Annotated in this window: 29 protein-coding genes; 26 read left to right on the forward strand and 3 right to left on the reverse strand. The window is 62.6% G+C overall.

The genetic code is table 11. The features are described from left to right. The first annotated feature begins 100 nt into the window (after positions 1–100). Together ACLHZ1_RS08865 and ACLHZ1_RS08870 are read left to right on the forward strand one after the other, a co-directional pair. Complete coding sequence (locus ACLHZ1_RS08865) at positions 101–484, forward strand: hypothetical protein (protein WP_427261780.1); 384 nt, start codon at positions 101–103, stop codon at positions 482–484. Between the two features lie 609 nt (positions 485–1,093). Beyond that, complete coding sequence (locus ACLHZ1_RS08870; protein ID WP_427261781.1) at positions 1,094–1,669, forward strand: GIY-YIG nuclease family protein; 576 nt, start codon at positions 1,094–1,096, stop codon at positions 1,667–1,669. Between the two features lie 143 nt (positions 1,670–1,812). Here ACLHZ1_RS08870 and ACLHZ1_RS08875 read toward each other — a convergent pair whose 3' ends face one another. From ACLHZ1_RS08875 to ACLHZ1_RS08885, 3 genes are read right to left on the reverse strand one after another with little or no spacing between them, the layout of a single operon-like run. Continuing rightward, positions 1,813–2,064, reverse strand: a complete 252-nt coding sequence (locus ACLHZ1_RS08875; RefSeq protein ID WP_017786922.1) for an ogr/Delta-like zinc finger family protein — start codon at positions 2,062–2,064, stop codon at positions 1,813–1,815. 59 nt (positions 2,065–2,123) lie between these two features. Next, entirely contained in the window at positions 2,124–3,134 is a 1,011-nt protein-coding gene (locus ACLHZ1_RS08880; RefSeq protein ID WP_427261782.1) for a phage portal protein, read from the reverse strand. Then, entirely contained in the window at positions 3,131–4,945 is a 1,815-nt protein-coding gene (locus tag ACLHZ1_RS08885) for a terminase large subunit domain-containing protein (RefSeq protein WP_427261783.1), read from the reverse strand. The genes ACLHZ1_RS08880 and ACLHZ1_RS08885 overlap by 4 nt, the downstream gene beginning before the upstream one ends. Positions 4,946–5,120: 175 nt before the next feature. Between ACLHZ1_RS08885 and ACLHZ1_RS08890 the strand changes: the two genes are divergently transcribed. The 24 genes from ACLHZ1_RS08890 to ACLHZ1_RS09005 all read left to right on the forward strand — a co-directional run bounded on the left by ACLHZ1_RS08890 (position 5,121) and on the right by ACLHZ1_RS09005 (position 22,373). After that, entirely contained in the window at positions 5,121–5,993 is an 873-nt protein-coding gene (locus tag ACLHZ1_RS08890; RefSeq protein ID WP_427261784.1) for a GPO family capsid scaffolding protein, read from the forward strand. Positions 5,994–6,002: 9 nt separating this feature from the next. Then, a complete protein-coding gene (locus ACLHZ1_RS08895) occupies positions 6,003–7,052 on the forward strand; it encodes a phage major capsid protein, P2 family (protein WP_427261785.1) in 1,050 nt (349 codons plus the stop codon). Positions 7,053–7,055: 3 nt separating this feature from the next. After that, the gene (locus ACLHZ1_RS08900; RefSeq protein ID WP_427261786.1) at positions 7,056–7,784 is read left to right on the forward strand and encodes a terminase endonuclease subunit; all 729 of its coding nucleotides are present in this window, start codon (positions 7,056–7,058) and stop codon (positions 7,782–7,784) included. Between the two features lie 123 nt (positions 7,785–7,907). Beyond that, the gene (locus ACLHZ1_RS08905) at positions 7,908–8,381 is read left to right on the forward strand and encodes a head completion/stabilization protein (protein WP_427261787.1); all 474 of its coding nucleotides are present in this window, start codon (positions 7,908–7,910) and stop codon (positions 8,379–8,381) included. After that, entirely contained in the window at positions 8,378–8,899 is a 522-nt protein-coding gene (locus tag ACLHZ1_RS08910) for a phage tail protein (RefSeq protein WP_427261788.1), read from the forward strand. Before ACLHZ1_RS08905 ends, ACLHZ1_RS08910 begins: the two co-directional genes overlap by 4 nt. Then, positions 8,896–9,582 (forward strand): phage virion morphogenesis protein, encoded by a 687-nt coding sequence (locus tag ACLHZ1_RS08915; protein ID WP_427261789.1) that lies wholly within the window; start codon positions 8,896–8,898, stop codon positions 9,580–9,582. The genes ACLHZ1_RS08910 and ACLHZ1_RS08915 overlap by 4 nt, the downstream gene beginning before the upstream one ends. 4 nt (positions 9,583–9,586) lie before the next feature. Next, a complete protein-coding gene (locus tag ACLHZ1_RS08920) occupies positions 9,587–10,711 on the forward strand; it encodes a DUF2586 domain-containing protein (RefSeq protein WP_427261790.1) in 1,125 nt (374 codons plus the stop codon). Positions 10,712–10,714: 3 nt separating this feature from the next. Continuing rightward, complete coding sequence (locus tag ACLHZ1_RS08925) at positions 10,715–11,170, forward strand: phage protein (RefSeq protein ID WP_408798834.1); 456 nt, start codon at positions 10,715–10,717, stop codon at positions 11,168–11,170. 9 nt (positions 11,171–11,179) lie between these two features. Then, positions 11,180–11,389, forward strand: coding sequence for a TraR/DksA family transcriptional regulator (locus tag ACLHZ1_RS08930; RefSeq protein ID WP_427261791.1), 210 nt, complete (start codon positions 11,180–11,182; stop codon positions 11,387–11,389). A 23-nt stretch (positions 11,390–11,412) separates the two neighbouring features. After that, positions 11,413–11,736 carry a phage holin, lambda family gene (locus tag ACLHZ1_RS08935; RefSeq protein ID WP_408798838.1) on the forward strand — a complete coding sequence of 108 codons (324 nt, stop codon included), beginning with the start codon at positions 11,413–11,415 and terminating at the stop codon, positions 11,734–11,736. Next, positions 11,726–12,187, forward strand: a complete 462-nt coding sequence (locus ACLHZ1_RS08940; RefSeq protein ID WP_427261792.1) for a glycoside hydrolase family 24 protein — start codon at positions 11,726–11,728, stop codon at positions 12,185–12,187. The genes ACLHZ1_RS08935 and ACLHZ1_RS08940 overlap by 11 nt, the downstream gene beginning before the upstream one ends. Continuing rightward, positions 12,184–12,627: a hypothetical protein gene (locus ACLHZ1_RS08945; protein WP_427261793.1), complete on the forward strand. Its 444-nt coding sequence runs from the start codon at positions 12,184–12,186 to the stop codon at positions 12,625–12,627. Before ACLHZ1_RS08940 ends, ACLHZ1_RS08945 begins: the two co-directional genes overlap by 4 nt. Continuing rightward, a complete protein-coding gene (gene lysC, locus ACLHZ1_RS08950; RefSeq protein WP_427261820.1) occupies positions 12,521–12,754 on the forward strand; it encodes an Rz1-like lysis system protein LysC in 234 nt (77 codons plus the stop codon). Before ACLHZ1_RS08945 ends, lysC begins: the two co-directional genes overlap by 107 nt. Beyond that, on the forward strand, positions 12,751–13,014 hold the full coding sequence (locus ACLHZ1_RS08955; protein ID WP_427261794.1) for a putative phage tail assembly chaperone: 264 nt from the start codon (positions 12,751–12,753) through the stop codon (positions 13,012–13,014). Before lysC ends, ACLHZ1_RS08955 begins: the two co-directional genes overlap by 4 nt. Positions 13,015–13,064: 50 nt before the next feature. Next, positions 13,065–13,199 (forward strand): DUF6890 family protein, encoded by a 135-nt coding sequence (locus ACLHZ1_RS08960; protein WP_427261821.1) that lies wholly within the window; start codon positions 13,065–13,067, stop codon positions 13,197–13,199. A 6-nt stretch (positions 13,200–13,205) separates the two neighbouring features. Next, entirely contained in the window at positions 13,206–15,062 is a 1,857-nt protein-coding gene (locus ACLHZ1_RS08965) for a phage tail tape measure protein (RefSeq protein ID WP_427261795.1), read from the forward strand. Beyond that, positions 15,059–15,382 (forward strand): DUF2590 family protein, encoded by a 324-nt coding sequence (locus tag ACLHZ1_RS08970; protein ID WP_427261822.1) that lies wholly within the window; start codon positions 15,059–15,061, stop codon positions 15,380–15,382. The genes ACLHZ1_RS08965 and ACLHZ1_RS08970 overlap by 4 nt, the downstream gene beginning before the upstream one ends. Then, positions 15,379–16,566, forward strand: a complete 1,188-nt coding sequence (locus ACLHZ1_RS08975) for a baseplate J/gp47 family protein (RefSeq protein WP_427261796.1) — start codon at positions 15,379–15,381, stop codon at positions 16,564–16,566. Before ACLHZ1_RS08970 ends, ACLHZ1_RS08975 begins: the two co-directional genes overlap by 4 nt. Next, positions 16,559–17,161, forward strand: a complete 603-nt coding sequence (locus tag ACLHZ1_RS08980; protein ID WP_427261797.1) for a phage tail protein — start codon at positions 16,559–16,561, stop codon at positions 17,159–17,161. The genes ACLHZ1_RS08975 and ACLHZ1_RS08980 overlap by 8 nt, the downstream gene beginning before the upstream one ends. Then, a complete protein-coding gene (locus tag ACLHZ1_RS08985; protein WP_427261798.1) occupies positions 17,158–18,909 on the forward strand; it encodes a phage tail protein in 1,752 nt (583 codons plus the stop codon). Before ACLHZ1_RS08980 ends, ACLHZ1_RS08985 begins: the two co-directional genes overlap by 4 nt. Then, a complete protein-coding gene (locus tag ACLHZ1_RS08990) occupies positions 18,906–19,334 on the forward strand; it encodes a tail fiber assembly protein (RefSeq protein ID WP_427261799.1) in 429 nt (142 codons plus the stop codon). Before ACLHZ1_RS08985 ends, ACLHZ1_RS08990 begins: the two co-directional genes overlap by 4 nt. Next, complete coding sequence (locus tag ACLHZ1_RS08995) at positions 19,331–20,212, forward strand: hypothetical protein (RefSeq protein ID WP_427261800.1); 882 nt, start codon at positions 19,331–19,333, stop codon at positions 20,210–20,212. The genes ACLHZ1_RS08990 and ACLHZ1_RS08995 overlap by 4 nt, the downstream gene beginning before the upstream one ends. Continuing rightward, positions 20,209–20,763, forward strand: coding sequence for a hypothetical protein (locus ACLHZ1_RS09000; RefSeq protein WP_427261801.1), 555 nt, complete (start codon positions 20,209–20,211; stop codon positions 20,761–20,763). The genes ACLHZ1_RS08995 and ACLHZ1_RS09000 overlap by 4 nt, the downstream gene beginning before the upstream one ends. Continuing rightward, on the forward strand, positions 20,760–22,373 hold the full coding sequence (locus ACLHZ1_RS09005; RefSeq protein ID WP_427261802.1) for a hypothetical protein: 1,614 nt from the start codon (positions 20,760–20,762) through the stop codon (positions 22,371–22,373). Before ACLHZ1_RS09000 ends, ACLHZ1_RS09005 begins: the two co-directional genes overlap by 4 nt. Positions 22,374–22,385 lie beyond the last annotated feature (12 nt).

Below are 22,385 nucleotides of genomic sequence, written 5' to 3' on the forward strand. Positions count from 1 at the left end.
GTAATATCATGATTTAAAAGTGATTTTTCTGCACAGTTCTCAAATGTGCCATGAAGTGATAATGCAATTTATTCACAGTTAGGAAGTCAGGAGATAAAAATTGAACAAAGTTGTTTATGTTGAAGCTTATTTCAAGCCTATTGGCAAAGAAGTCACGATCAAGGTTCCTACTGGGGAAACAAAAAAGGGCTTTTTTGGCGGTGAAAAAGACGTTACACGCAAACAAAAATCATGGGAACAAACAGGTTGGTCTGATCGTGAGATTGATGGTCATCGCTTAGCAAACGACATTGCTGCTGCGACTGAAGAGCTAAATAGCCAAGGGTATGAAGTTGTAGCAATAGAGTCGGTTACTTCTGGAGCATATGACTATAAATACGAAGTCAAATTTGGTGGCATGAATCATGGCGGTGGCGGATATGGCTACGGGTATGGTTATAGCTACACGGAAGGCGTAACGCTCATTGCCAAAAAAATTTCCTAACAAGTACCTCAAATTGTTCTTTTCTCTCTCTGGGACTGGCTAACGCCAGCCCATTAACTAAATATGATCTTGTGGAAGGCTTGGTGCCGGTGAATGTCGACCAGAGTGGCACCGGCCTGCACTGTACTAGGTAGTGACTGACCACCATCAACATGCAAAAGCAGCCACCAGATAATTCTCAGTAAACATCGCTCAGGGCTTGCTAGTCTGACCTCATCAGAATATCCCCTCTTTTTCTATCTCGTTCCTCCACCCTACTCTCAGGGCAGCTTCGTCATATAATGTGTCGCCTTGATCACAGTTCTAGCTTGTTCAAGAAGACGAGGTTTTTGGAGCTTGCCATCGCCCAATGTGGATTTTTCGAACAGCAGAAGATATGAAACCCAAAATAATCAGGGTCATACGAATATATGGACAACAGGCATAGTCTAGCTCTATCATGAACTAAATGATTTTTCAGTGTCAGTTATGAAAGTAATAGGGAGTAATAGGGAGTTATATGAAAGGCTATATTAACGGCTTAAAACCGCCTTCAACATAATCACTGTAGGTTTCTTTGGTGTATAAATCTAGCTAACATCTTGAATAGTAAAACACTAAGAGGTTGAAATGGCGGGTAACGCTTTTGGACATGACTATAAAGCTGAGTGGCTTGAGCAAGAAATGCTCCGGCAAGAACATTCAATGGTGAATTGGATTTATATTGGGACTGATATCCAGCGTCCAACCATGGCCAAAATTGGATTGACTACAGGCTTACTGAGAACCAGAGCGAGTGGAAGTCAGAATCCTTTTTACACTCTCTTTTGCTCTTTCAAAATAAAAGATGGTGTTAGTCCTAAAAAAGTGGCCTTAATAGAAAGCTCCGTAAAAATTTTCCTAAATGAGCTATATGAATGTATACCTCATGAAACATCAGGAAAATATTCCGAATGGTTTTATGTCACGCCAATGGAAATGAGAGAGCAGGTTCACGATTTTCTATATGAGAATTTTAGTTGGGATATGCATTGCTATCATTGTGATATACGAGATGCTGGTGTAATTTATTCTTGGGAAAACTCTAAATTTATTCACGGTACGTTACGTACTCCATATCAGGCTCAGGATTTGAGTTCGCCTCCTATCGATCCAGGCTGCTACATGCCAGGTGGCTGTGGTCAGGATTGTAACTGTTGGGGTTGACTCAACAAAACCTATATTGTTTTTACTGTGCCACTACTTCTAGCCAACAATCTTTTGCCACTTAACTAGAAGTAAGATCGCAACAAGATCACACGAGCAGAGTATGACGGTATTAGGTTAATTGTGAATAACAACTGAGGGCGCTATTGCGCCCCCAGTCCTTTCAGTACCATCTGTCGCCCCTCTGGTGTTAGCGAGCCCATCAGGCTCAGCACCAGCTGGTTTGTGGTCTTGGCCGAGGGGCTTAGGGTGTGGGCGAACGACAAGGTGGCCACCCAGCTGTGGCCACACTCGGCGTCTGTGCACTGGCAATAGAGATCCGAGACATCATCGCTAAGTCGGTTGGTCTTGGTAATGCGGCCCCGCTGGCCACACACTTTGCAATAAACCCGCATTACGCCCCCCTTTTCCATCTAAATCAATAGCCTATCTTGCCACAGCAAACACTGTTTGTTTATACAGTTGAACCGATATTCTCCCGAAAATCGACCCAGAGGGATCGAGGGAGTCCAGCGCTGCTGATGGCGTCCTGCACCAACTCGCACAGAGGCAACACCTCGTTCCTGGCATAGGTGGCGTCGTACTTCTCGGGATCCCCGAGCCCTCCCCCGCCATTGGTCGGGATGATGCCAGCCAGAGCCGCCGGAAAGCGGTGGCTAGTCAATACATCCTGGGCGGTGATCCCCTTGATGGCGGCGAACTCGTCCTTGGTGGCGATATCCCCCACCGGGATCAGCTTGATACCATCGGGCTTGCCGTCCGGGATGTTCACGAACATAGAGCGGAAGTTCCCCACCCCCTTGGAGTTCGCGATCATCTCCTTCATTTCCTCCTCGGTGTCGTCGTCCATATTCGGGTCGGTGGCGTAGAAGATGAATCCCATGTGGGCGCCGTTGAGGAAGTATTTGCGCCGAAACAGGGTGGCGTCCTGGTTGAGCAGGGCCGACTGCAAGCCCCCCAGGTAATCGGGCATGCCATAGACCTGCTGCTCGGGATCGTACTGGGCCAGCCAGATCACATCCTCCGGGTGGTAAATCAGGTTCGGCTTGCCCTGCTGCAGGTAGACAAAGCAACCATCCTCGCGCCGGCGCAGGTAGACGCTGGAGAGCGGGTGCAACCCCACCACCTGGCCAAAGCCGTTGCGCAGTTTGAGCAGGCCCGCATCTCCGAACTGCAAATAGTTGTGCACGAACGCCGTGATGGTGGCGCGCTGGTTGGTGAAGCGACCGGCGACCATGTTGCGGCGCGCCATCAGGATGGCCCCGTGGTGGGCGTTGGCACGGGCCACCTTGGCCAGCCCCTTGCGCTCGATGGGGGGCTGGTAATATTCCCCATAGGGGTTGTAGAACACCCCGGTGTAATCAGTCATCCAGGCCGTGGGGTCGATGGCCTCCGGCATGCTGAAGGCCACAGCGCCGCGGTTGGGTGAGGTGGCCGCCTGGGCCGGTTGCTTTCGTTTGGTCATGCTGCCTTCTTCTCCTGGCTGGTTGCCCAGGTGGATTTGCGTTTGCGGTGGGTATCGAGGGGCTCGTTCGCCACGGCGTGGGCGATGGCAAAAAAGACGTCGGCGTGTCCGGTCACGTTGTCCCGGGCGGCCCGGAACGTCATCTGACCGCCACCGGTGGTGCTGCGCTTGATGGCGAGGAAGGCGAGCGGGATATCCCGATCCGAGCTGTCCCACTCGATGCGGTTCGCTTCCACCACATCGATCATCTTGAGCACCAGCCGCGACTTGCTCTCGATGCTGTAGTTGATGGGGTGGCACACCCCTTTGAAGACCGGCTTCAAGAGGTCAAACACCCCGGCGCCGATGCCGGACACGTCGACCCCGAGATACGTGACCCGGAATTTCTTGGCGATGCGGGTGATCTCCTGGGCCTGAAACTGGAAGTTGAGCCCGCGCCAGTAGTGCTTTTCCAGCACCCGGAAGCGCTCGCCGGCGACGGTGGGCGGGGCGACCACCACCAGGGTGGCGTTGTCGCGGGTGCGACTCGGGTCGTAACCCAGCCACACCTCGCGCCGCCCGAACGGATCAGGCCGCCCGGGCTTGTAGTCCTCCCACCGGGACGGGTCTACCCCTGCCCGCTCCATATCCTGGAACTTGAACACCGACAGGGCATCGTCGATAAAGCGGCACATGTAGAGGCGGTCGAACACCTCCTCCGGGTACTCATCCTTGAGCTCCTCGATGTCGATAAGGTTGCAGCCCAGCCGTATGGCATCCTCGATGGTGATGACGTAGCGCCACTGCCTGTCAGGGCAGACACGGCCGCCGTCGCGCAGGTCATCTTCACCAGGGAAGTCGATAGCCTGCCGACTTGGGCGAGTACCCTTCCAGCGATCCCCTGTCCAGAACCGGTACGCTTCGTGCACCTTGCTCGACGGTGTGGAGAAGTAGGTCTTGCGCCAGTGGCTTTGGGTGGCCATGGCGCTGGAGACATCGGAGAGCCGCTCGAAGTTGGGGATCCAGAAATATTCATCGATGTAGACGTTGCCGGAGCGAGACTGGGCGCTGTTGGAGTTGGTGGAGCAAAAAATAAGCTCAGCCCCGTTCGACAAGACGATGGGGTTACCGGTCAGGGTGACCCCCAGGAAGGTCTGGGCAATCTTGCAGATGTAGGAGCGGAACACCTCCGCCTGGGCCCGGGTGGCGGACAGGAAGATCTGATTGCCGCCGGTCAGAATGGCATCCTCAAGCGCCTCGCCGGCGAAGTAGTAGGTCATGCCGATCTGGCGGGACTTCAAGATGTTGCGAGTACGCGGCAGCGCCGGGTCGTTCTTGGCCTCCCGCACCCGCAGCTGGTAACCGAACAGGGTGCCCAGCCATTCGGTAAAGTCGGCCTCGGTCAGGTGACCGATCTCGTTCTTGCCCTTCTTGCCGCCCTTGCGGCTGCCGCCAGCCTGGTTGCCGCGCTCACGCTTGCCACGGCTGGGCCCGGGCTCATGCCCTTGCTCACGCAGGGCCTTAAGGGCCTGCTCGCGCTCGGCCCACTTGAGCGCCTTCTCTTTGAGGCTGACATGGTGGCCGATGAGCCTGTCCAGCTCCTCCTGCTCGCCCGGGGTTTTCTTCTCCCGATGCAGCAACACCTGCACCCGGCGATTAATGGCATCCTCGACCGCTTCTTCGGTCAGTAGGTCGCGCCAGCCGAGCTTTTCGGCCCAGTAGTAGATGATGCGACAGGAGTTGAGCCCCAGTTCGTCCTTGATCTCCTGGGGTGTCCATCGTTTAAGGTAGAGTCCCTTCGCCGCATTGCGGATCTCTTCGGGGTACGCCACGGCGCCTCCATCCGGTGAATGATGGCGCCATCATAGCCAGCCCCCTCCTCCCACTTATCCCACTGATGTTCTGAGCAATTCGGATTTCCTGCTGGATCCGAATCCCGCCGAACACAACCAGATGAATAGCCCTTGCCGACCCGATAGCCTGAGCCCGCATCAATTGGGAGCAGGCATGAGCGCAACAACCTTAAGAACAGATTGGGTCTGTATCGCCACCGAAGGCAAAGCGGTGGACGGGCGGGATATTACCCGCGACTGGCTCACCGACATGGCCGAGACCTACGACCCCGATTTCTATACGGCCTTGCTGTGGCCGGAGCACGATCGCTGGTCAAACTTCGGCGTGGTGCAAGCGCTCAAAACCGTGGAGGTCGATGGCAAGCTCAAGCTGTTCGCCATCCTCTGCCCGAATCGGGATCTCATCTACTACAACCAGAACGGCCAGTATCAGTTCTGCTCCATCGAGCCCTTCGAGAACTTCGCCGACACCGGGCGCACCTATCTGCTGGGCCTTGGCGTCACAGACGAGCCAGCCAGCCTCGGGACCACGCGCCTCAAATTCAACACCAAGCACAAAGGCCACACCATCGGCGCCAGCGAACAGCTGGATCTCTCCGCGTTCAAGCTGCCCAAGCACGAGAAGGCCGACGGCCTGATCGCCAAGTTTTTCAGCTTCCTGGCCAGCCACGGCGAGCAGGAGCCCCACCCCACCCCCAGCCAACCCGAGGATGAGGAAATGAAACCAGAACAGTTCGATCAAATGCTGGGGGCCCTCACTGGCCTTGGCACCAAGATCGATGGCTTCAGCGCCAAGCTGGACGCCAAGCCCACCCCCGAGCAACCCGCTCCCACGACCACCGAGCCCGACAAGGTGGAAGAGAACCCCGGCATCACCGCCGAGCAGTTCAACAAGCTGGAGCAGACCCTGGCCAGCCTGACCGACAAGTTCGGCGAGCTGAACACCAAGATCGACCAGTTCTCCGTCGAGAAGCCGGGCCAGCGTCCGGGCGCCCTCGGCGGTGACGACACCCCCAGCGTATTTTAAGGAAGGCTCATGAGTCAGACCCTCACAGTCCAGGCCATGCAGCGCCTGGAGCAATACAGCAATGCCCTAGCCAAGGCCTACGGCATTCCCGTCAACGCCCTGGCCAAGCAGTTCAGCGTCACCGGCCCGGTAGAAACCGGCTTGCGCGCCGCCCTGCTCGCCTCCGTCGAGTTCCTCGGCCTCATCACCTGTCTGGACGTGGATCAGATCAAGGGTCAGGTGGTCCAAGTCGGCATCGGCAAGCTGTTCACCGGCCGCAAGAAAAACGGCCGCTTCAACGGCAAGATCGGCGTCGATGGCAACACCTACGAACTGACCGAGACAGACTCCTGCGCCTCTCTGGACTGGGCGACCCTGTGCGTCTGGGCCAACGCCGGCAGCGAGGGCGAGTTCCTGCGCCTGGTGGGCGATTTCATCAACAAGGCCTTTGCCCTGGACATGCTGCGGGTCGGCTGGAACGGCGTGGAAGCGGCCGCCGATACCGATCCCGCCGAGCACCCGCTGGGGGAAGACGTCAACAAGGGCTGGCACCAGATCGCCCGCGAGTGGAACGACGGCAGCCAGATCATCAAGGCCGAGGCCGGCAAGAAGATCTACTTCGACCCGGACGGCCATGGCGATTACAAGACCCTGGACGAGATGGCCTCCGACCTTATCAACACCACCATCGACCCCCTGTTCCGCCAGGACCCGCGTCTGGTGGTGCTGGTCGGTACCGATCTCATCGCCGCCGCCCAGGCCAAGCTCTACAGCGAAGCCACCAAGCCGAGCGAGCAGATCGCCGCCCAGAAGCTGGCCGAATCCATCGCCGGGCGCCGCGCCTACATCCCGCCCTTCTTCCCGGGCAAGCGGATGGTGGTCACCACCCTGGACAACCTGCACATCTACACCCAGCGCGGCACCCGCAAGCGCAAGGCGGACGATAACCAGGATCGCAAGTGCTTCGATAACCAGTATTGGCGCATGGAAGGCTATGCCCTGGGCGAGCACCTGGCCTATGGCGGCTTCGAAGAGGCTGACATCGAGATCGGCGCCGCGCCGGCGACCCCCGAGGCCTAAGCCATGAGCTCACCCGGTCAACGTCACAAGCAGCGCGTGAGCGCCGTGCAGGGGGCCCAACAGGTCGCCAGCTCAGGCGTGGCCACCGGCGCGGTGGCCGACAGCCTGCACCTGCAACTGATTGCCCTGGAGCAGGACATGATCCGGCTGCGCAAACTGGCCCGCATCGGCGACCGGGTGAACATGAAACGGGACGAGCTGATGCCCAAGTACCGCCCCTATGTGGAGCGCTATCTGGCCGCCGTCAGCGAATCGGGCCAGCCCTACCAGAACGAGCTGTTTCAGCGCCTCATCATCTGGGCCTTTGACGTTGGCGACTTCGACGCCGGCATCGCCTGGGCGGATCTCGCCATCGCCCAGGGCCAACGCACCCCGACCAACATCAAGCGCGACTGGGCTCATTTTGTGGCTGACACCGTGCTGGAGTGGGCCGAGAAGCAAGCGGCCGAGGGGCACGCCGTCGAGCCCTGGTTCTCCCGGGTGTTTGACAAGGTGCGCTGTGATTGGCGTCTCAACGAGCGGCTGACCGCCAAGTGGTTCAAGGCCGCCGGTTGCCTGCTGCTGCGCGACCACGACGGCCAGCCCCGCCCCAGCGCCGTGGGGGACAGCGACACCCTGGAGCAGGCCGACCACTGGCTGGGCCAGGCCGAACAACTGCACGGCAAGGTGGGGGTCGGCACCTTGCGCCAGAAGATTGCCATGCGCCTGCGGGCGCTCAATCCGGATCACTGACGCCGGAACACACCGACTCTCCGCGCCACCGCACCCCGGCGCGAATGCCATGGGCAGCCTTGGGCTAACTCATCGGTAATTGCGTGGCGACAGGGGTGCCCCATTCAACCAGCGAGGCAAGCCATGTTTGCAGGCAAGGACATCAACTACAGCGCCGCCACTATCCGCAATGACGGGTTCTGGCCGGATGTGGCCGTCGCCGACTTCGAGCGCCGCCGCGCCCTGCCTGCCGATCTGGACCAGCAGACCACTGGCGCCGCCTTGCTGGCCGCCGTCTCTGAAATCAACCTGCAGCTCGCCAGCCACCAGGCCGTCCTGCAGGCCAAGGGTTATGCCAGCGCCGCCGCCGTGCCGGGGCCCAGCCTTGACGATGGCGCTGACTCCGGCAGAAACGCCCTGACCGAACATTACCTGGCCGCCGTCTTTGCCCGCGCCAAGGCGGCCCTCTTGCCGGAGTTCGCCAGCGTCACCGAGCGGGCCACCGCCAACAACCAGATGGAGCGCTCCCCGGACCAGCGCGCCCAGTTGCTGGCCGAGAGTCAGCAACTGGTGCGCAGCATCAAGGGTAAGCACCGGGCGGGAGTATCGCTGATATGAGTGACATCAACGAGCAGCAGGCCCAGGGCTATTTCCTGCAGGCGCTCCACACCGAGTTGCTGCGGGTGCTGCCGCCCAAGTGCCACAAGCGCCTGGATAGCTGGATGGAGAACGGCACCATCAAGCTCGACCCCAAGAACCAGGGCCCCACCGGGGTGGATGTGGCCTGGCTCAGCTATCAGGCGGTGTTCACCCTCGAACAACTGCCGTTTCGGGAGCTGGATCCGGCCATCCTGCTGGCCACGGTGGCCGCCTGGGTGCAGGAGCATGACCCGTTTCGCGCCGACCTTGAGCTGCCCGATCCCGACTACGCGGTCACCCCGAACGATGAGCAGAGCGCCGATCTCGAGATCCAGCTCCCCTTCGCCGAGCCGCTGCGCCTTATCGAGCACCCGAGCGGCCCCATCCGCTGGCTCGGCAAGTGCTGGAACGTCGCCCCCTATGAGATCTGGGTGGCCGAGCAGATCGATCTGCAGGTGGGCAATGCGGGCCATCACCTGGTAGGGGGCCCGGCATGATCGCCATCACCCTGGACACCCGCCGCAGCAAAGACCAGCTCAACCTGCTGGCCCTGCCGCCCAAGAAACGCCAGCGCCTAGTGTGGCGCGCCGCCAACGAGATGAAGAAGCTGGCGGCCCGCAACGTGCGCGGCCAGCAAGACCCCAACGGTAATCCTTGGGCACCGCGCAAGCGCGGCAAACGCAAGATGCTGCGCGGTCTGCCCAAGCTGCTGCAGATCCGTGAACCGCGCCAGGACGTGGCCGAGCTCGGTTTTCGCAAGGGCACCATGAGCGCCCATGCAGGGGTCATCGCGGGCACCCACCAGAAGGGGCACACCTACCAGGTGACGGCGGCCAGCCGGCGCCGCATCGCCTCTACCCTGGGCGGCAAGGACAAACCGGCCAGCAAGGCCCAGGCCCGCAAACTGCGCGAACTGGGCTTCAAGCGCCCAGGCAAGCGCAAGCACTCATACCGCTCGGCCTCCTTGGGCTGGATCACCGGCAGCCTCAACTATGCCCAGGCGGGGCTGCTCATCAAGAAGCTCAAGGATGAACCGGTGAAGAGCAGCTGGGAGATCCAGCTGCCGGCCCGCCCGTTCCTCGGCGCCAACACTCGGCAGCGGGAGCAGGCCTTCGCCCGCGCTCTGCAGAGCATCGATTACGGCTGGGACATCAACCAACAAGACCTGAAGGGGAAATAGCGCCATGTGGCCTTTCGTACAGATCAACAACCTGAATCAGCAACAGGGGCCCGTGACGGAAGTCGAGCGCCATCTGCTGTTCATCGGCAGCGCCGCCAGCAACACCGGCAAGCTGCTCTCCCTCAACACCCAGAGCGACCTCGATGCCCTGCTGGGCCAGGGTGACAGCGAGCTGAAAACCAACGTGTTGGCCGCCCGGGACAACGCCGGCCAGAACTGGACCGCCGCCGCCTTCGTGCTGCCCACCGACATGGATTGGCTGGACGCCGCCCGCGCCGCCCAGCAGACCCAATCCTTCGAGGGGATGGTGATCCTGGGCCAGACGATCACGCCCGACCTTATCGCCGCCGCCCACGCCCTCAACCAGGAGCTGATCGCCAAGTGGGGACGCTGGCAGTTCATCCTGCTGGGGGTGCCGGGCATCAACCAGGACGCCGAGGATGGCGACACCTGGAGCGACTACGAAGCCAGGCTGGCCGCCCTGCAAGAGGGTATCGCGGCCGATGGGGTCGGCCTGGTGCCCATGCTGTGGCCAAACCTCCTGGGGGTCTACGCCGGCCGCCTATGCAACCGGGCGGTGAGCGTCGCCGACAGCCCCTGCCGGGTCAAGACCGGCCCTCTGGTCGGGATCGGCAGCAAGCCGCTGGACAAGGACGGGACCCCGCTGCCGCTGGCCACTTTGCAAACCCTGGAGCAAAACCGCTACTCGGTGCCCATGTGGTACCCGGACTATGACGGCCTCTACTGGGCCGACGGGCGCCAGCTCGATGCCGAGGGCGGCGACTACCAGGTGATCGAGAACTTGCGCATCGCCTACAAGGTGGCGCGCCGGATGCGCATTCGCGCCATCGCCCGCATCGGCGATCGCGCCTTCAACTCCACCCCGGGCAGCACGGCCGCCGCCATCACCTACTTCGGCAAAGACCTGCGCGTGATGGCCAAGGCCACCACCATCAACGGCCAGCCGTTCCCGGGCGACATCGCCTCCCCCCAGGATGGCGATATCGGCATCCAGTGGACGGACAAGAACCGGGTCTCCGTCTATGTGGTGGTGCGCACCGTGGACTGCCCCAAGGGGATCACCGTCAACATCATGCTCGATTTGAGCCTCAACAACGAGGAGGGCTAATCCATGACCCGCCGCATTTCCGGTGCCAGCTTCGACACCACCCTGATGGGGGCCATGGTCCACATCGACAAGGCCAGCCTGACCATCACCGACAACAGCGCCGTGGCACAAACCCGCGGGGTCCCCGACGGGTATCTGGATGGCGACGTGGCCGCCGAGCTGGAGTTCGAGCTCGACACCAAGAATTTCAACCAGCTCACCGAGGCCGCCAAGCGGGATGGCAGCTGGCGCGGGATGGCACCGGACGATGTGCTGTTCTACGCCGACACCGGCAGCGACCAGATGAAGGTGGAGGCGTTCGGCGTGAAGCTGCTGGTCTCCGATCTGCTCGACATCGATCCCAAGGGGGGCAGCAAGAGCGTGCACAAGGTGAAGGGCTTCGTCACCTCCCCCGATTTCGTTCACATCAATGGCGTGCCGTACCTCTCCAAGGACGACACCCGCCACCTGCTGGGATAAGGGGGCGCCATGGACGATATCGACCGCGCGACCCGCCACGCCGCCCGCATGCTGGCGGTTCACCTGGCCAACCAGGTGGGCAAGAGCCAGGCCCGGGGCCCGAGCCTGTCGATGTGCGAAGAGTGCGATGACCCCATCCCCGAGGGCCGTCGCCGCTATGTGCCGGGGGTGCGCCTGTGCGTCCCCTGCCAGACCCGGCTCGAACGCCTGGGCCGCTAACCAGAGCAACGGATATGAACCCTATGCCAACCAAAGACCCCACCCTGGCCACCGCCCTGCTGGCCTGGCTGATGGACAACTGGCCCGCCGTATATGGGGCACTGCTGGCGCTGGCCATCGCCTTTTTGCGCATCACCTATGCCGGGGGCAATGGCCGCCGCCGACTGATTGAATCGAGCCTGTGCGGCCTCATCACCCTGGCGGCCGCCACCGGTACCCAGCTGCTCGGCATTCCCGCCGAGGCCACCCCGTTCCTGGGCGGCATGGTGGGGCTGCTTGGCATGGACATCATCCGCGATCGGGCAACCCTGATGTTTCGCAAGAAGGAGGACAACAATGCCGCGTAGTCACTGCCACCCCCAGGTGGCCGCCTTCCTGGACATGCTGGCCTTTGCCGAGGGCACCAAAGGGCTCGGCGATGACGGATACGACAAGCTGGTCAACCCGGCCGGGTTCTTCCAGGACTACCGTGAGCACCCCGATGTGTTGGTGCGGGTCAACCCGACCCTGCACAGCACCGCCGCCGGGCGCTATCAGTTCCTATCCCGCCATTGGCGTCACTACCAGGCGGCGCTCGGCCTGCCGGACTTCGGACCCGAGTCGCAAGATGCCTGGGCCATCCAGCTTATCCGCGAGCGCAGGGCGCTGGACGATGTGATCAAGGGGCGCATCCCCCAGGCCATCGCCAAGTGCGCCAACATCTGGGCCAGCCTGCCCGGCGCCGGCTACGGCCAGCGCGAGCACCGGCTCGCCGACCTGCTGGCCAAGTTCACCGAGTTTGGCGGGGTGCTGGCATGAATCTCATCAAGGCGCAGCTCGCCAACCTGCTGTTTGCCCTGGCGCTGGTCATGGGCGCCGCCCTCTTCCTGGGCAGTCGCATGCTGGAGAGCCGTGGCAAAGCGCTGGCCAGCGCCAACGAGACCATCGCCACCCTGCAAACCACCAACGAGCAGCAGGCCAGCCAGATCGAGACGCTCAACCGCGATGAGATTGGGTTGCGCGCATTGCTCAGCACCCAGCACGCCGCCCTGACCGAGCTCGACCAACAGCACAGGAAAACTGCCGATGAACTGGAACACGCTCTGGCCACGCCGCCGGCGGGCCGCCCGGATTGCGCTCGCGAGCCTCTGCCTGGCGGCGCTCTGCGCCTGCTCCAGCCAGCCCACGCCCCTGGTGCAAACCCGGGTCATCAAGCGGCTGCCGCCGCCAGGGCTGGTGCCCCACTGCCCGGAGCCTGAATTTACGGGGACCACCTACGGCGAGGCCGTGCGGTTTATCCCCACCCTGCAGATGGCGCTGCGCCGCTGCCAAACCCAGATCACCACCCTGAACCACTGGATTGAACAAGAGGAAAACACCCCATGAGCACCCCCATCATCACCCTGGACGTCGCCGGCAAAGAGCTGAAATTCGCCCCCACCATGGTGGCCTACAACAGCTTCATCAACGACATGCTGCCCAGCGACAAGGTGGCGCCGGCCCACAACTACCTGCGCAAGATTGTCTGCCCCGAGAGTAAAGAGGCATTGGACGAGCTGCTCAAGCGCCCCAGTGCCGCCCTGCAACTGGCCGGCGCCATCAACAAGGAGTTCGCCCCCGAGCTGGAGATCACCGTAAAAAACTGACGGCGCGCGCCGAGGCCATCGAGCGCAACCAACTGGAGCAGGTACTGGCGCTGCGGCGCTACTACCTGCCCCATGAGGGTGACGACATCGACAGCCTGGCCCGCGCCTTGTGGATAGACAAACAGAAACGCGCCTCCGACGCCGCCAGCGTGGCCGAGGGCATAGCCAAAGCATTCAACGGGTAACGACTCATGGCCTGGATGGAAAAATTGATGATGCAGGTGGCCCTGGTGGATCAGGTCACCAAGCCACTGGCGGGCATCAATGCCCAGATGGATAAGGTAACCAAGGCGGCCAGCAACAGCTGGGGGAAGATGGCCGGAGGCGCTGCCGCCGTTGCCGCAGGCGGTTTAGCTATCCAGGCAACCCTGATGCCGGCGATCGAGATGGACAGAGCGTTAGGTGAGGTTGCATCGCTGGGCGTTGCCAAAGACACCCTGAAGGCGCTTGGGCAAGAGGCGCTTCAATTCAGTGTGGATTATGGCAAATCGGCCACCGAGTTTGTCCAGGCCTCCTATGACATCCAGTCCGCCATCGCCGGGCTCAGCGGCAACGACTTGCCCGCCTTTACCCGCGCCTCCGGGGTGCTGGCAGCCGCCACCAAGGCCGATACCGGCACCATCACCAGTTACATGGGCACCATGTATGGCATCTTTGAGCAGCAGGCCAATGCCATGGGCAAGGCCAACTGGGTAGAGGATGTGGCGGGCAAGACCGCGCTCGCGGTACAGATGTTCAAGACCACCGGTCAGGGCATGGCGGATGCCTTTCAGGGCGTACAGTCCACTGCCACCTCGTTAGGGGTGTCGATGGATGAACAATTTGCCGTATTGGGTACCTTGCAATCCACCATGGGTGGGGCCGTGGCGGGCACTGCATACAAGTCATTTTTGTCAGCCATTCCCAAAGCGGGGAAAGGGTTGGGCTTGGGCTTTTATGATGCCACCGGGGCCATGCTGCCCATGGTGGAGATCCTGGATCAGATCAAAAGGAAATTTGGCGAAACCCTGGAAGGGAGCGACATCGCCAAGATCCAGGCGGCCTTCGGCGAAACCGCAACCCCGGTCATTTTGAACCTGCTGGAAAAAACCGACCAGCTCAAGGGCAGTATCAACGCCCTGGGCAACACTCACGGCATGGGCAAGGCCGAGCAGATGGCCGCCTCAATGACCGACCAGTGGCAACGGTTGGAGTCGGTATGGTTCGCCATAAGATCCAGCGCGTTTAGCCAGCTCACTCCTGCTGTCGACGGGGTGATTGGCTCGATTGTTGATGCTGGCGGCGTGTTGCTTCGCTGGACAAGAATTTTCCCGAACCTGACCAGAGCCATTTCCTACACCGTTATGGCTGTAGCAGGGTTGGGGGCATTCGCTGGCCTGTGGGCAATCTTGTCCGGCGTTGGTGCCATCTTAGCCGCGTTGGCATGGCCCATACTGGCTGTCGGTGCCGCCATCGCGGTCTTGGTTATGTGGTGGGACCCCATTAAAGCATTCTTCAGCGGGCTAATCTCTGCGATGGCTCCTGCCATCTCAACCATATTCGAGCCTTGGGCCGAGATATTGCCAGTGATCTGGGATGGCGTATCTAGCCTGATCGGCATCATCGGTGAATGGCTGGGCACCACCGATGAAGCATCTGGTGCATTCACCAACATGATGGCTCTCGGGGAGGCAGCCGGCGCCATTCTCGGAACGGTGTTCAAGCTGTTGTTGTCGCCTATCTGGGCTGTGGGTAAAGCCATCCAGTGGGTATTGGAAAAGCTCAACACCTTGCCAGGGGTCAACCTGGACATCAGTTCTTCAATGCCCGATCTCAATCTGCAGAACCCCGAGAACATCAATGCGCCGCTCGATAGTTATCGCCAGGGTGGTCAGAGCAGCATCCCATCCGGTGGTCTTGGTCAGCAGCTGATCCAGGCCAACGCGGCCGCGACCACGGCGAACCAGAAGCCAGCCAAGGCTATGCACATCGGCGAGGTGCACAACCACTTCCAAAGCCCGATGACGCCGGGGGAGATGGAGCAAGAAATGTGGATAACCACCCCATGACCGCGCCCAAGTACATCGACGTGCTGGTCGAGAACGGCGCCTGGCTGCTCGATGCCGGCGGCCAGCCCCGTTACACCCAGGACAGGCACAGCATCGGCCAGGACATCAAGCACCGCATCATGGAATCCGGGCTCGCCCGCAAGCTCATCGGCGAGCGCAGCCCTACCCTGCGCAGCGATGTCATGACCGAAATCGAGCTGCTGGTCGAGCACGACGAGCGTCTGATCCCGGGCACCATCGTTATCAGCGAAGAGGCACCAGACCGGATCCTGGTCACTGCCCGCACCTATGAATTTGGCTCCCTGGAGGTAACCCTTTGACCCTGCGCCCAACCGTGGATTTTCTGGCCCTGCTCGCCGAGACCGGTGTGCCGACCACAGCGGCGGCGATGGAGGCCGAGCTGAAAAAGGAGGTGGAGGCCGCCGGCTCCCTCATCACCAACGACTCGGACGTGAGCCCGTTCTGGCGCCTGGTGCGCGGCGTGGTGATCACCCCGGCGCTGTGGCTTATTCGCACCCTGCTGGCGGGCCATGTGCTGCCGAGCACCTTCGCGGCCACCGCCACCGATGCCTATCTCGACCTCAAGGCCTGGGACGTGGATCTCACCCGCAAGGGCGCCCAGAAGACCCGGGGCCTGGTCAGCTTCGTCAAAGCCAACCCGAGCGAAACAGTCACCATCCCGGCCGACATCTGGATCACCACCGAGCGCATCAACGGCACCATCTATCGCCTGCGCCCCGTGCAGGCGGTAGTGAGCCCGGCCGGGGAAGCGGTGGCCAAGGTGGTCTGCGAAGCCGAGCACGCGGGGGCGGCCTGGAACCTGGCCCCGGGCTATTACAACTTGCTCAGTGAAGCGGTGACCGGCATCTTGTCGGCCCGCAATGACGACAAGGAGTGGATCACCACCCAGGGCAGCGACGCTGAGAGCAATGATGCCCTGGGGCTGCGTATCCAGAACCAGTTCTCGGCGGTGGGGCGCTACCACATCGACGCGATTTACCGCTCCATGCTGGCGAGCGTCGCGGGGATCCGCGCCGATCACATCTTCTTCGAGCACGACGCCCCCCGGGGCCCGGGCACCGCCAACGCCTATATCCTGCTGGAGGTGGGCATCACCCCGGCGAGCCTCGTTGCCCAGCTCAACGACTATGTGGGCCGCCAGGGCAACCATGGCCATGGGGATGACTTGTTCGTGATGGCGATGCCGGAAACCCCGCACAGCCTCACCCTGGCACTCTGGCCCCAGGCCAACCTCAGCGACGAGCAGCGCGCCGCCCTCAAGGCGGGCGCCGAGAACCTGGTCCGGGCCGCCTTTCGCCAGTCGGCGGATTTCCCGAGCGTGACCCGCACCTGGCCACAATCCCGGTTTTCCCTCTCCCAGCTCGGCCGGGAGCTGCACAGCCAATTTCCGCAGCTCAAGAGCCTGCGCTTTGCCGAGGAGGATATCTTGTCCGGCCTGGCGATCCCCCGCCTGGCCCAGCTTGTGGTGACCCTCCATGACTAAACCGACGCCCCTTGCGCACGACCTGCAGGCGCCGGCACTGCCCGATGCCAGCGCCCCCTGGTGGGAAGATGGCTACACCATCAGCCCGACCCATGCCGAGCCCCGGTTTCTGGCCAGGGGCATCAATGCCTTCTGGCAACGGCTCAAGGGCTGGCTCTTGCTGCCCCTGGCCCAGCAAGACCCGCTGACCTGCTCGGAGTCCCTGCTGGCCCTGCTGGCCTGGGAGCGGGACATAGCGCGCTTCAATGGCGAACCGATTGATCTCTTTCGCAAGCGGGTCAAGTTCGCCTTTGTCAACGCCAGGGATGCCGGCGAGGTGGCGGGCTTTAAGCGCATCTTCGAGCGCCTTGGCATCGGCTGGTGCGACATCCACGAACGCCAGGCCGGCACGCCCTGGGATGTGATCACCATCGAGGTGACCGACGGCGCCATAGCGAGCAACCAGCAACTGATGGAAACCCTGATCCAACACTACGGCCGCACCTGCCGCCGCTACCGCTTCCAGGTGGTCTATCCGATCACCGCGACCCTTCGTCAAGGCCGCATCGACATGAGCCAGCAGGTGTTCGGCGCATCACTCAAGAGGACGACATGAGCCAGATCATTACCAACGCCTTCGCCAGCTACTGGCAGGAGTGCCTCGCCAACCAAGCCCCCGTGGAGCTCGATGAGATCGTGCTGGCCAACATGCCAAACGTGGATCAGGACACCCCTATCGATCCGGTGTGGGGCCTGCCTCCCGTCGCCCGGATTGTTCACCGCCAGGCCGTCGATCAGCGCGGGCGTATCAACAACGACGCGGTGGCGTACACCATCGTCATGGACACCAGCCTCGGTGATTTCGAGTTCAATGCCATGTATCTCATCAACAAGGCCCGCAACCTGGTGGCCATGGTGGTCTACAAGGGCAGCGAGACCAAACTCAAGACGGATCCGCAAAGCGGCCAGGTGGGCAACAGCCTGGTCAAGTCGATGTTGATGGAGTACGACCGAGCCAGTGAAGCCACGGTCACGAATGTGGACGCCAGCACCTGGCAGATTGACTATGCCGCCCGCCTGCGCGGCATGGATGACGACCTGCGCGTGCAAGCGCTGCAATTCTTTGGCCCGGCCACCTTCTATGGCGACGGCTTCAAGCTGGTGAATGAGGCGGGGGTCTACAAGGTGCAGCCCGGGGTGGCCTATGTGGGCGGCCTGCGCGCCCAGCTCGATGAGGTCAAGAAGGTGACCCCGGGCGCCCAGCTCGATGAGGTCAAGAAGGTGACCCCGGGCGCCAAGCCGGTGGGGCTCTGGCTCGATATCTACCGGGCCGGTTCCCTGCTCGATGCCTGGGTGAACCACTTCACCCTGACCTTGAGCGTGGCCGACAAGAGCGATTACACCGATGGCAATGGCTACCGCCACCACCTGGCCAAGGTGGCCATCATCAACGGCGATGGCAGCGTCACCGATGTGCGCCGCAAGCGCACCATCGAGCTCTCCGGCGATGTCAGCGGCACAGGCATTCTGGAAGATGCCCAGGGCGTCAATATCGCGGTGGAGATCAAGGCGGGCAGCCATCGCCACCCCTGGAGCGAGTTGGACAATGTGCCCGCCCCGGCGACCCGCTGGCCAAGCTGGGGCGAAGTGACCGACAAACCGGCCTTGGCCGCCCAAGAGCATGCCCACAACTATCTCACCCTGCGTAACCTGGACTGGAACACGCAAACCGATGACTTCATGACGGGGTCGGCGCAAGCCCCCAAGGGTTCTGGCAGCACTCAATTTTTGAACTGGATCAGCTGGGGGCATAACGGCGGGAGCAAGTATCGACACACCTTGTTCAGTTCGACCAGTGACATACGTCAGCTGTGGTACGGATACAAGGCGAACGCCAGTGATACGACCTCCCCTTCTACCAATGCCCGCATCTATCACACCAACGATAAGCCCACACCTGCCGAAATCGGCGCGGCGCCCGCGTCCCACTATCACTCCTGGGGGCAGATAAGCGGGATCCCGACCACTGCCAGCCGCTGGCCCAGCTGGGGCGAGGTATCGGGTAAACCGAGCACCATGCCCCCTTCTGGTCACACCCACCCTGCCTCTCAGGGTAATGCCGACATCGTGGGCAGCGGCTGGGGCCAGGTGGGGACCTACTGTTTCGCCACCTGCATCGTATCAACCGGCGGGCATAAGGGGCCTGGCTACACCATCGCCGGCAGCTCCCTGCGCGCCGCCAACTCGGAAGATAGCGGACCCGGCATCGGCTCCGCCCTGTCCGGCACCTGGAAGCTGGTTGGCGCCATCAAGAACGGCGGCAACAACGACCAAAACACCTCATTGTGGATCCGCATATCATGACCGAGATTCTTCACGTGACGGCCCCGGTATGGGCCGACCAGGCGCAAACCGCCATCAATCTGACCGTCCAGTTTGCTCACCTGGCCGAACCTGTGCCCTTTACCGCCACCCAGACCGACTCGGTCGCCTATGGTACCGAGCTGTTTGTCCGGGCGCGCTTTGGCGAATATGGCGAGGTGGCCCCCTACCAGGCACCGCCCATTCCTGTCCCGACCGAGGAGGAGCAATTGAGCGAGTTGCAGCGCCGCCTGCAGCTGGCCGGTGATGCCATCGCCCCTCTGGGGGATGCCGAGGTGCTGGGGATCCTGACCCAGGCGGAGCAGGCCCGGCTGGCTGCCTTGCGCCTGTATCGGGTCACCCTGTCACGCCTGCCCACGACCCCTGGCTGGCCCACGGCGGTGGAGTGGCCGGAGCTGCCGGCATGAGCTGGCAACTGAGCGCCCTGCGCTGGCCCCCCTGCGGGGCCAGCCTGCACAACCAGGCCGGCACACTGCTGGCCCGGGTACCAGAGGAGAGCGAGGGGGCCATGGGTCGGCTTCAGGCCCTGGCGAGCCGGGCCCAGTATCGCCCCCAGCCCCTTGCCAGCGAGGCGGCGGCCCTGGCGGGGCTGTGCGCCGAGTTGGACCGCCTCACCGTCACCGGCCGCGCCCTGGCGGTGACCCCCTTTCAGCACGGGGTTGGCCAGCGCCAGGGCGAGCAAGCCAGCCTGGCCGCCCCCAATGCCATCCAGGCGCTGGCGGACAAGCTGGTTGATGGCGCCGATCCCCTGCTGCCCACCGGGCAACTGCATGCCCTCGCCTGGCTGGTGACGGGCAACAGCGCCGCCGATCTGGCCGCCAAGCTCGCCCCCCTGTGCACCCTGCTGCCATTGCCGGAGTGGTGCGCGACCCTGCGCCGGCTTGGCGCCAACAACGACCCCATGGCCAAGCCCACCGCCGCCAAGGTCCCCCGCTGGCGGGCTGACGAGCCGCTGATCTGGGCCCCGCTGCGCCCGGCCCTGGGCGCGCTGGATGCCGAGCTGGCCCAACTCGACAGCCTGGCCAGTGGCAGCACGAGCCCCATCGCCAAGTTGCAGGCCTTAAGCGAGCGCCGCCGCCAGCACCTGGCAGCCCACGCCGCCGCCCTCGATGCACTGGCCAGCCTCACCGGGCAGCTGCACTGCTGGCGGGGCCAGGGCGATGCCGCGAGCCTGGGGGCCCAGCTTGGCCAGAGCACTCCCCCGGACCATAGCCACAGCATGAGCGTCGCCGCCCTGCTGCTCTCCCCCTCTCCCATCACCTTCTGGCAGGAGTTGACCCCATGACCATCAGCGCCATGTTGACCCTGGATGGCGAGCCCATCACGATGTCATCGATGCGCATCTCACTCTCCATGCAGTTCCAGGACAAAGACCAGTCGGGCCAGACCAGCGCGACCAGCAAGGCCGAGCAGGGTGCCAAGGCCAAGGAGCTCGATGTCTCCGGCCTCATCCCGTACAAGGACGAGGACCAGCTCGCCCGCCTGTTTGAACTGGCGGATCTGAAAGGCGATGGCGGCCAGCGCCACGTCTTTCGGGTCGGCTCCTTGCTCGCCAAGGCGGTCAAGATCCGCCAGGCCAAGTTCACCGGCCGCATCACCGCCAGCGAACAGGAGGGGCTGCTGGCCTGGCAGGTGAGTTTCACCTTGAGCGACCACAACTCTGTACCGGAGAAGCGCGAGCAGCGCCTGCCCAAGGCGGCGACCCAGGTGAGCCAGGCCACCGAGCAAACCACCCAGGCCAAGGCCCCGTCGTCCAGCGAGGGCGGCAAGGCCGATGAAGACGAGCTCACCCCCTTCGAGCGCTACCTCAAAAAAGTGGATGACGCACTGGCATGAAACTCAACACCCAACTGATCCTGGCCGGCCAGCCCCGGCACCTGGTCGACCACGATATCGTGCTGGACCTCAGCGCCGGCGGGCGCGCCGCCCTGACCGTGACCGGCATCGCCGACAAGGGCCAGACCCTGATCCTGGACACCGGCTATAACGGCGCGCTGCGCCGCTGGTTCACCGGTTATGTCTATGACGTGCAGCCCGCGGCCAACGGCAGCAGCAAGCTTTTGTGTCGGGAGCTCGCGGGCGCCCTGGGCAACCGCTTCCCGGTCAGCCAGCAGCATGCCACCCTGCGCGGTCTGCTCGCCTGGTTGACCGACCAATGCGGCCTCACCTTCTTGCTGCCCGACGGGGCCGACTACACAGACCGGCCGATCCCGAACTTCACCAGCGCCGGCACCGGTTATCAGCTGCTCGACAATGCGGGGCGCGCCTTCGCCATCACCGACTTTTGCTGGTACCAGCAGCCCAATGGCGCCATCTTCGTCGGTAGCCATGGCCACAGCCGCTGGCCGGGGCGCGAGGTGGTGCTCGATCCCACCCTCTCGGCCAAGCAGGCAGGCAACATCCTGACCCTGGCCCCGATCCCCGCCGTGCGCCCCGGGGCCATCATCAATGGCCAGCGCGTCACCCGGGTGCGCCTCAAGGGCGACGAGATGAGCCTGACCCTGGTCACCCCGGGCAAGGCCACCAAGTCAGCGGAGCGGCGCAAGATCGAAGGAGAGTTCCCCGAGCTCGCCGACAAGATGCACCTGCCCAAGTTCGGCCGAGTCGAAGCCATCAGCGACCAGGCCGCCGCCGGCCAGCTCAATGATCCGTTTCGGCCTCGCTACGCCGTGGACGTGCAACTGCTCGGGGAAGATGGCCAGCCGGACAAGGCGACCCCGCTCTATCGCGCCGTGCCGCTGCCGGTGATGTTCGGCGGGCCTGAGCAAGGCCTGCTGCAGTTCCCCCTCGAGGGGAGCCTGGTCGAGCTGGGCTTTGCCTTTGGCCGCGCCGACCGCCCCTTTATTCGCACCGTGCTTGGCAGCGGCTGGCCACTGCCTGACATCGCCCCGGGCGAGCAGCTGCAGCAGCAACGGGCCGAGGTGTTCAGCCGCACCGATACCGTGGGCAACCAGCGCCGCCACACCGACCGTCGCCAGCATGACCAGGCCATGGTGATGCACCAGGAGGCGGACGCCTACCAGGGCGAGTTTGGCCAGCACCTGATGACCACCCAGGCCCACAGTGTGGAGCAGGTCGGGGCCATGAAGCGCATCGAGGCGCTGGGGGCCATCGAGCTGCTGGCGGGGGATGACCTGATCCTGGGGAGCCTGGGCAACATGAGCCAGACCACGGCGGGGGATCTGGTGGAGGTGGTGGGACAGCTGCGCCGGGCCGTCGCCGGCGAGCTGCAACACCTGGAAGCGCCACGTTCCTGGATGGGAACCGAGGGGACCAACATCTTCCGGCTGCTGCTGCAACTCATGAGCGTGGTGGAGCAGCTGGCCGCCACCACGGCCAGCCACACCCACGGCAGCGGGCCCAGCCCCAACCAGGGCAATACCCTCAGCAGCCAGAGCCAGCAAGCGGGCGAGCTGGCCAGCCAGCTCTCCCCCATCATCGAGTAACCCACCAACGCA

It is taken from the genome of Aeromonas sobria (assembly GCF_050266975.1).
Classification (GTDB): Bacteria; Pseudomonadota; Gammaproteobacteria; order Enterobacterales; family Aeromonadaceae; genus Aeromonas; species Aeromonas sobria_B.

Excerpts from the sequence above, each read along its gene's own strand:
- ACLHZ1_RS08910 (WP_427261788.1), top strand. The coding sequence starts at position 8,378 with ATGAGTGACATCAACGAGCAGCAGGCCCAGGGCTATTTCCTGCAGGCG.
- ACLHZ1_RS08900 (WP_427261786.1), top strand. The coding sequence starts at position 7,056 with ATGAGCTCACCCGGTCAACGTCACAAGCAGCGCGTGAGCGCCGTGCAG.
- ACLHZ1_RS08965 (WP_427261795.1), top strand. The coding sequence starts at position 13,206 with ATGGCCTGGATGGAAAAATTGATGATGCAGGTGGCCCTGGTGGATCAG.
- ACLHZ1_RS09000 (WP_427261801.1), top strand. The coding sequence starts at position 20,209 with ATGACCATCAGCGCCATGTTGACCCTGGATGGCGAGCCCATCACGATG.
- ACLHZ1_RS08925 (WP_408798834.1), top strand. The coding sequence starts at position 10,715 with ATGACCCGCCGCATTTCCGGTGCCAGCTTCGACACCACCCTGATGGGG.
- ACLHZ1_RS08890 (WP_427261784.1), top strand. The coding sequence starts at position 5,121 with ATGAGCGCAACAACCTTAAGAACAGATTGGGTCTGTATCGCCACCGAA.
- ACLHZ1_RS08980 (WP_427261797.1), top strand. The coding sequence starts at position 16,559 with ATGACTAAACCGACGCCCCTTGCGCACGACCTGCAGGCGCCGGCACTG.
- ACLHZ1_RS08920 (WP_427261790.1), top strand. The coding sequence starts at position 9,587 with ATGTGGCCTTTCGTACAGATCAACAACCTGAATCAGCAACAGGGGCCC.
- ACLHZ1_RS08930 (WP_427261791.1), top strand. The coding sequence starts at position 11,180 with ATGGACGATATCGACCGCGCGACCCGCCACGCCGCCCGCATGCTGGCG.
- ACLHZ1_RS08955 (WP_427261794.1), top strand. The coding sequence starts at position 12,751 with ATGAGCACCCCCATCATCACCCTGGACGTCGCCGGCAAAGAGCTGAAA.
- ACLHZ1_RS08895 (WP_427261785.1), top strand. The coding sequence starts at position 6,003 with ATGAGTCAGACCCTCACAGTCCAGGCCATGCAGCGCCTGGAGCAATAC.
- ACLHZ1_RS08905 (WP_427261787.1), top strand. The coding sequence starts at position 7,908 with ATGTTTGCAGGCAAGGACATCAACTACAGCGCCGCCACTATCCGCAAT.
- ACLHZ1_RS08990 (WP_427261799.1), top strand. The coding sequence starts at position 18,906 with ATGACCGAGATTCTTCACGTGACGGCCCCGGTATGGGCCGACCAGGCG.
- ACLHZ1_RS08995 (WP_427261800.1), top strand. The coding sequence starts at position 19,331 with ATGAGCTGGCAACTGAGCGCCCTGCGCTGGCCCCCCTGCGGGGCCAGC.
- ACLHZ1_RS08875 (WP_017786922.1), bottom strand. The coding sequence starts at position 2,064 with ATGCGGGTTTATTGCAAAGTGTGTGGCCAGCGGGGCCGCATTACCAAG.
- ACLHZ1_RS08935 (WP_408798838.1), top strand. The coding sequence starts at position 11,413 with ATGCCAACCAAAGACCCCACCCTGGCCACCGCCCTGCTGGCCTGGCTG.
- ACLHZ1_RS08970 (WP_427261822.1), top strand. The coding sequence starts at position 15,059 with ATGACCGCGCCCAAGTACATCGACGTGCTGGTCGAGAACGGCGCCTGG.
- ACLHZ1_RS08880 (WP_427261782.1), bottom strand. The coding sequence starts at position 3,134 with ATGACCAAACGAAAGCAACCGGCCCAGGCGGCCACCTCACCCAACCGC.
- ACLHZ1_RS08945 (WP_427261793.1), top strand. The coding sequence starts at position 12,184 with ATGAATCTCATCAAGGCGCAGCTCGCCAACCTGCTGTTTGCCCTGGCG.
- ACLHZ1_RS08940 (WP_427261792.1), top strand. The coding sequence starts at position 11,726 with ATGCCGCGTAGTCACTGCCACCCCCAGGTGGCCGCCTTCCTGGACATG.
- ACLHZ1_RS08915 (WP_427261789.1), top strand. The coding sequence starts at position 8,896 with ATGATCGCCATCACCCTGGACACCCGCCGCAGCAAAGACCAGCTCAAC.
- ACLHZ1_RS08985 (WP_427261798.1), top strand. The coding sequence starts at position 17,158 with ATGAGCCAGATCATTACCAACGCCTTCGCCAGCTACTGGCAGGAGTGC.
- ACLHZ1_RS09005 (WP_427261802.1), top strand. The coding sequence starts at position 20,760 with ATGAAACTCAACACCCAACTGATCCTGGCCGGCCAGCCCCGGCACCTG.
- ACLHZ1_RS08870 (WP_427261781.1), top strand. The coding sequence starts at position 1,094 with ATGGCGGGTAACGCTTTTGGACATGACTATAAAGCTGAGTGGCTTGAG.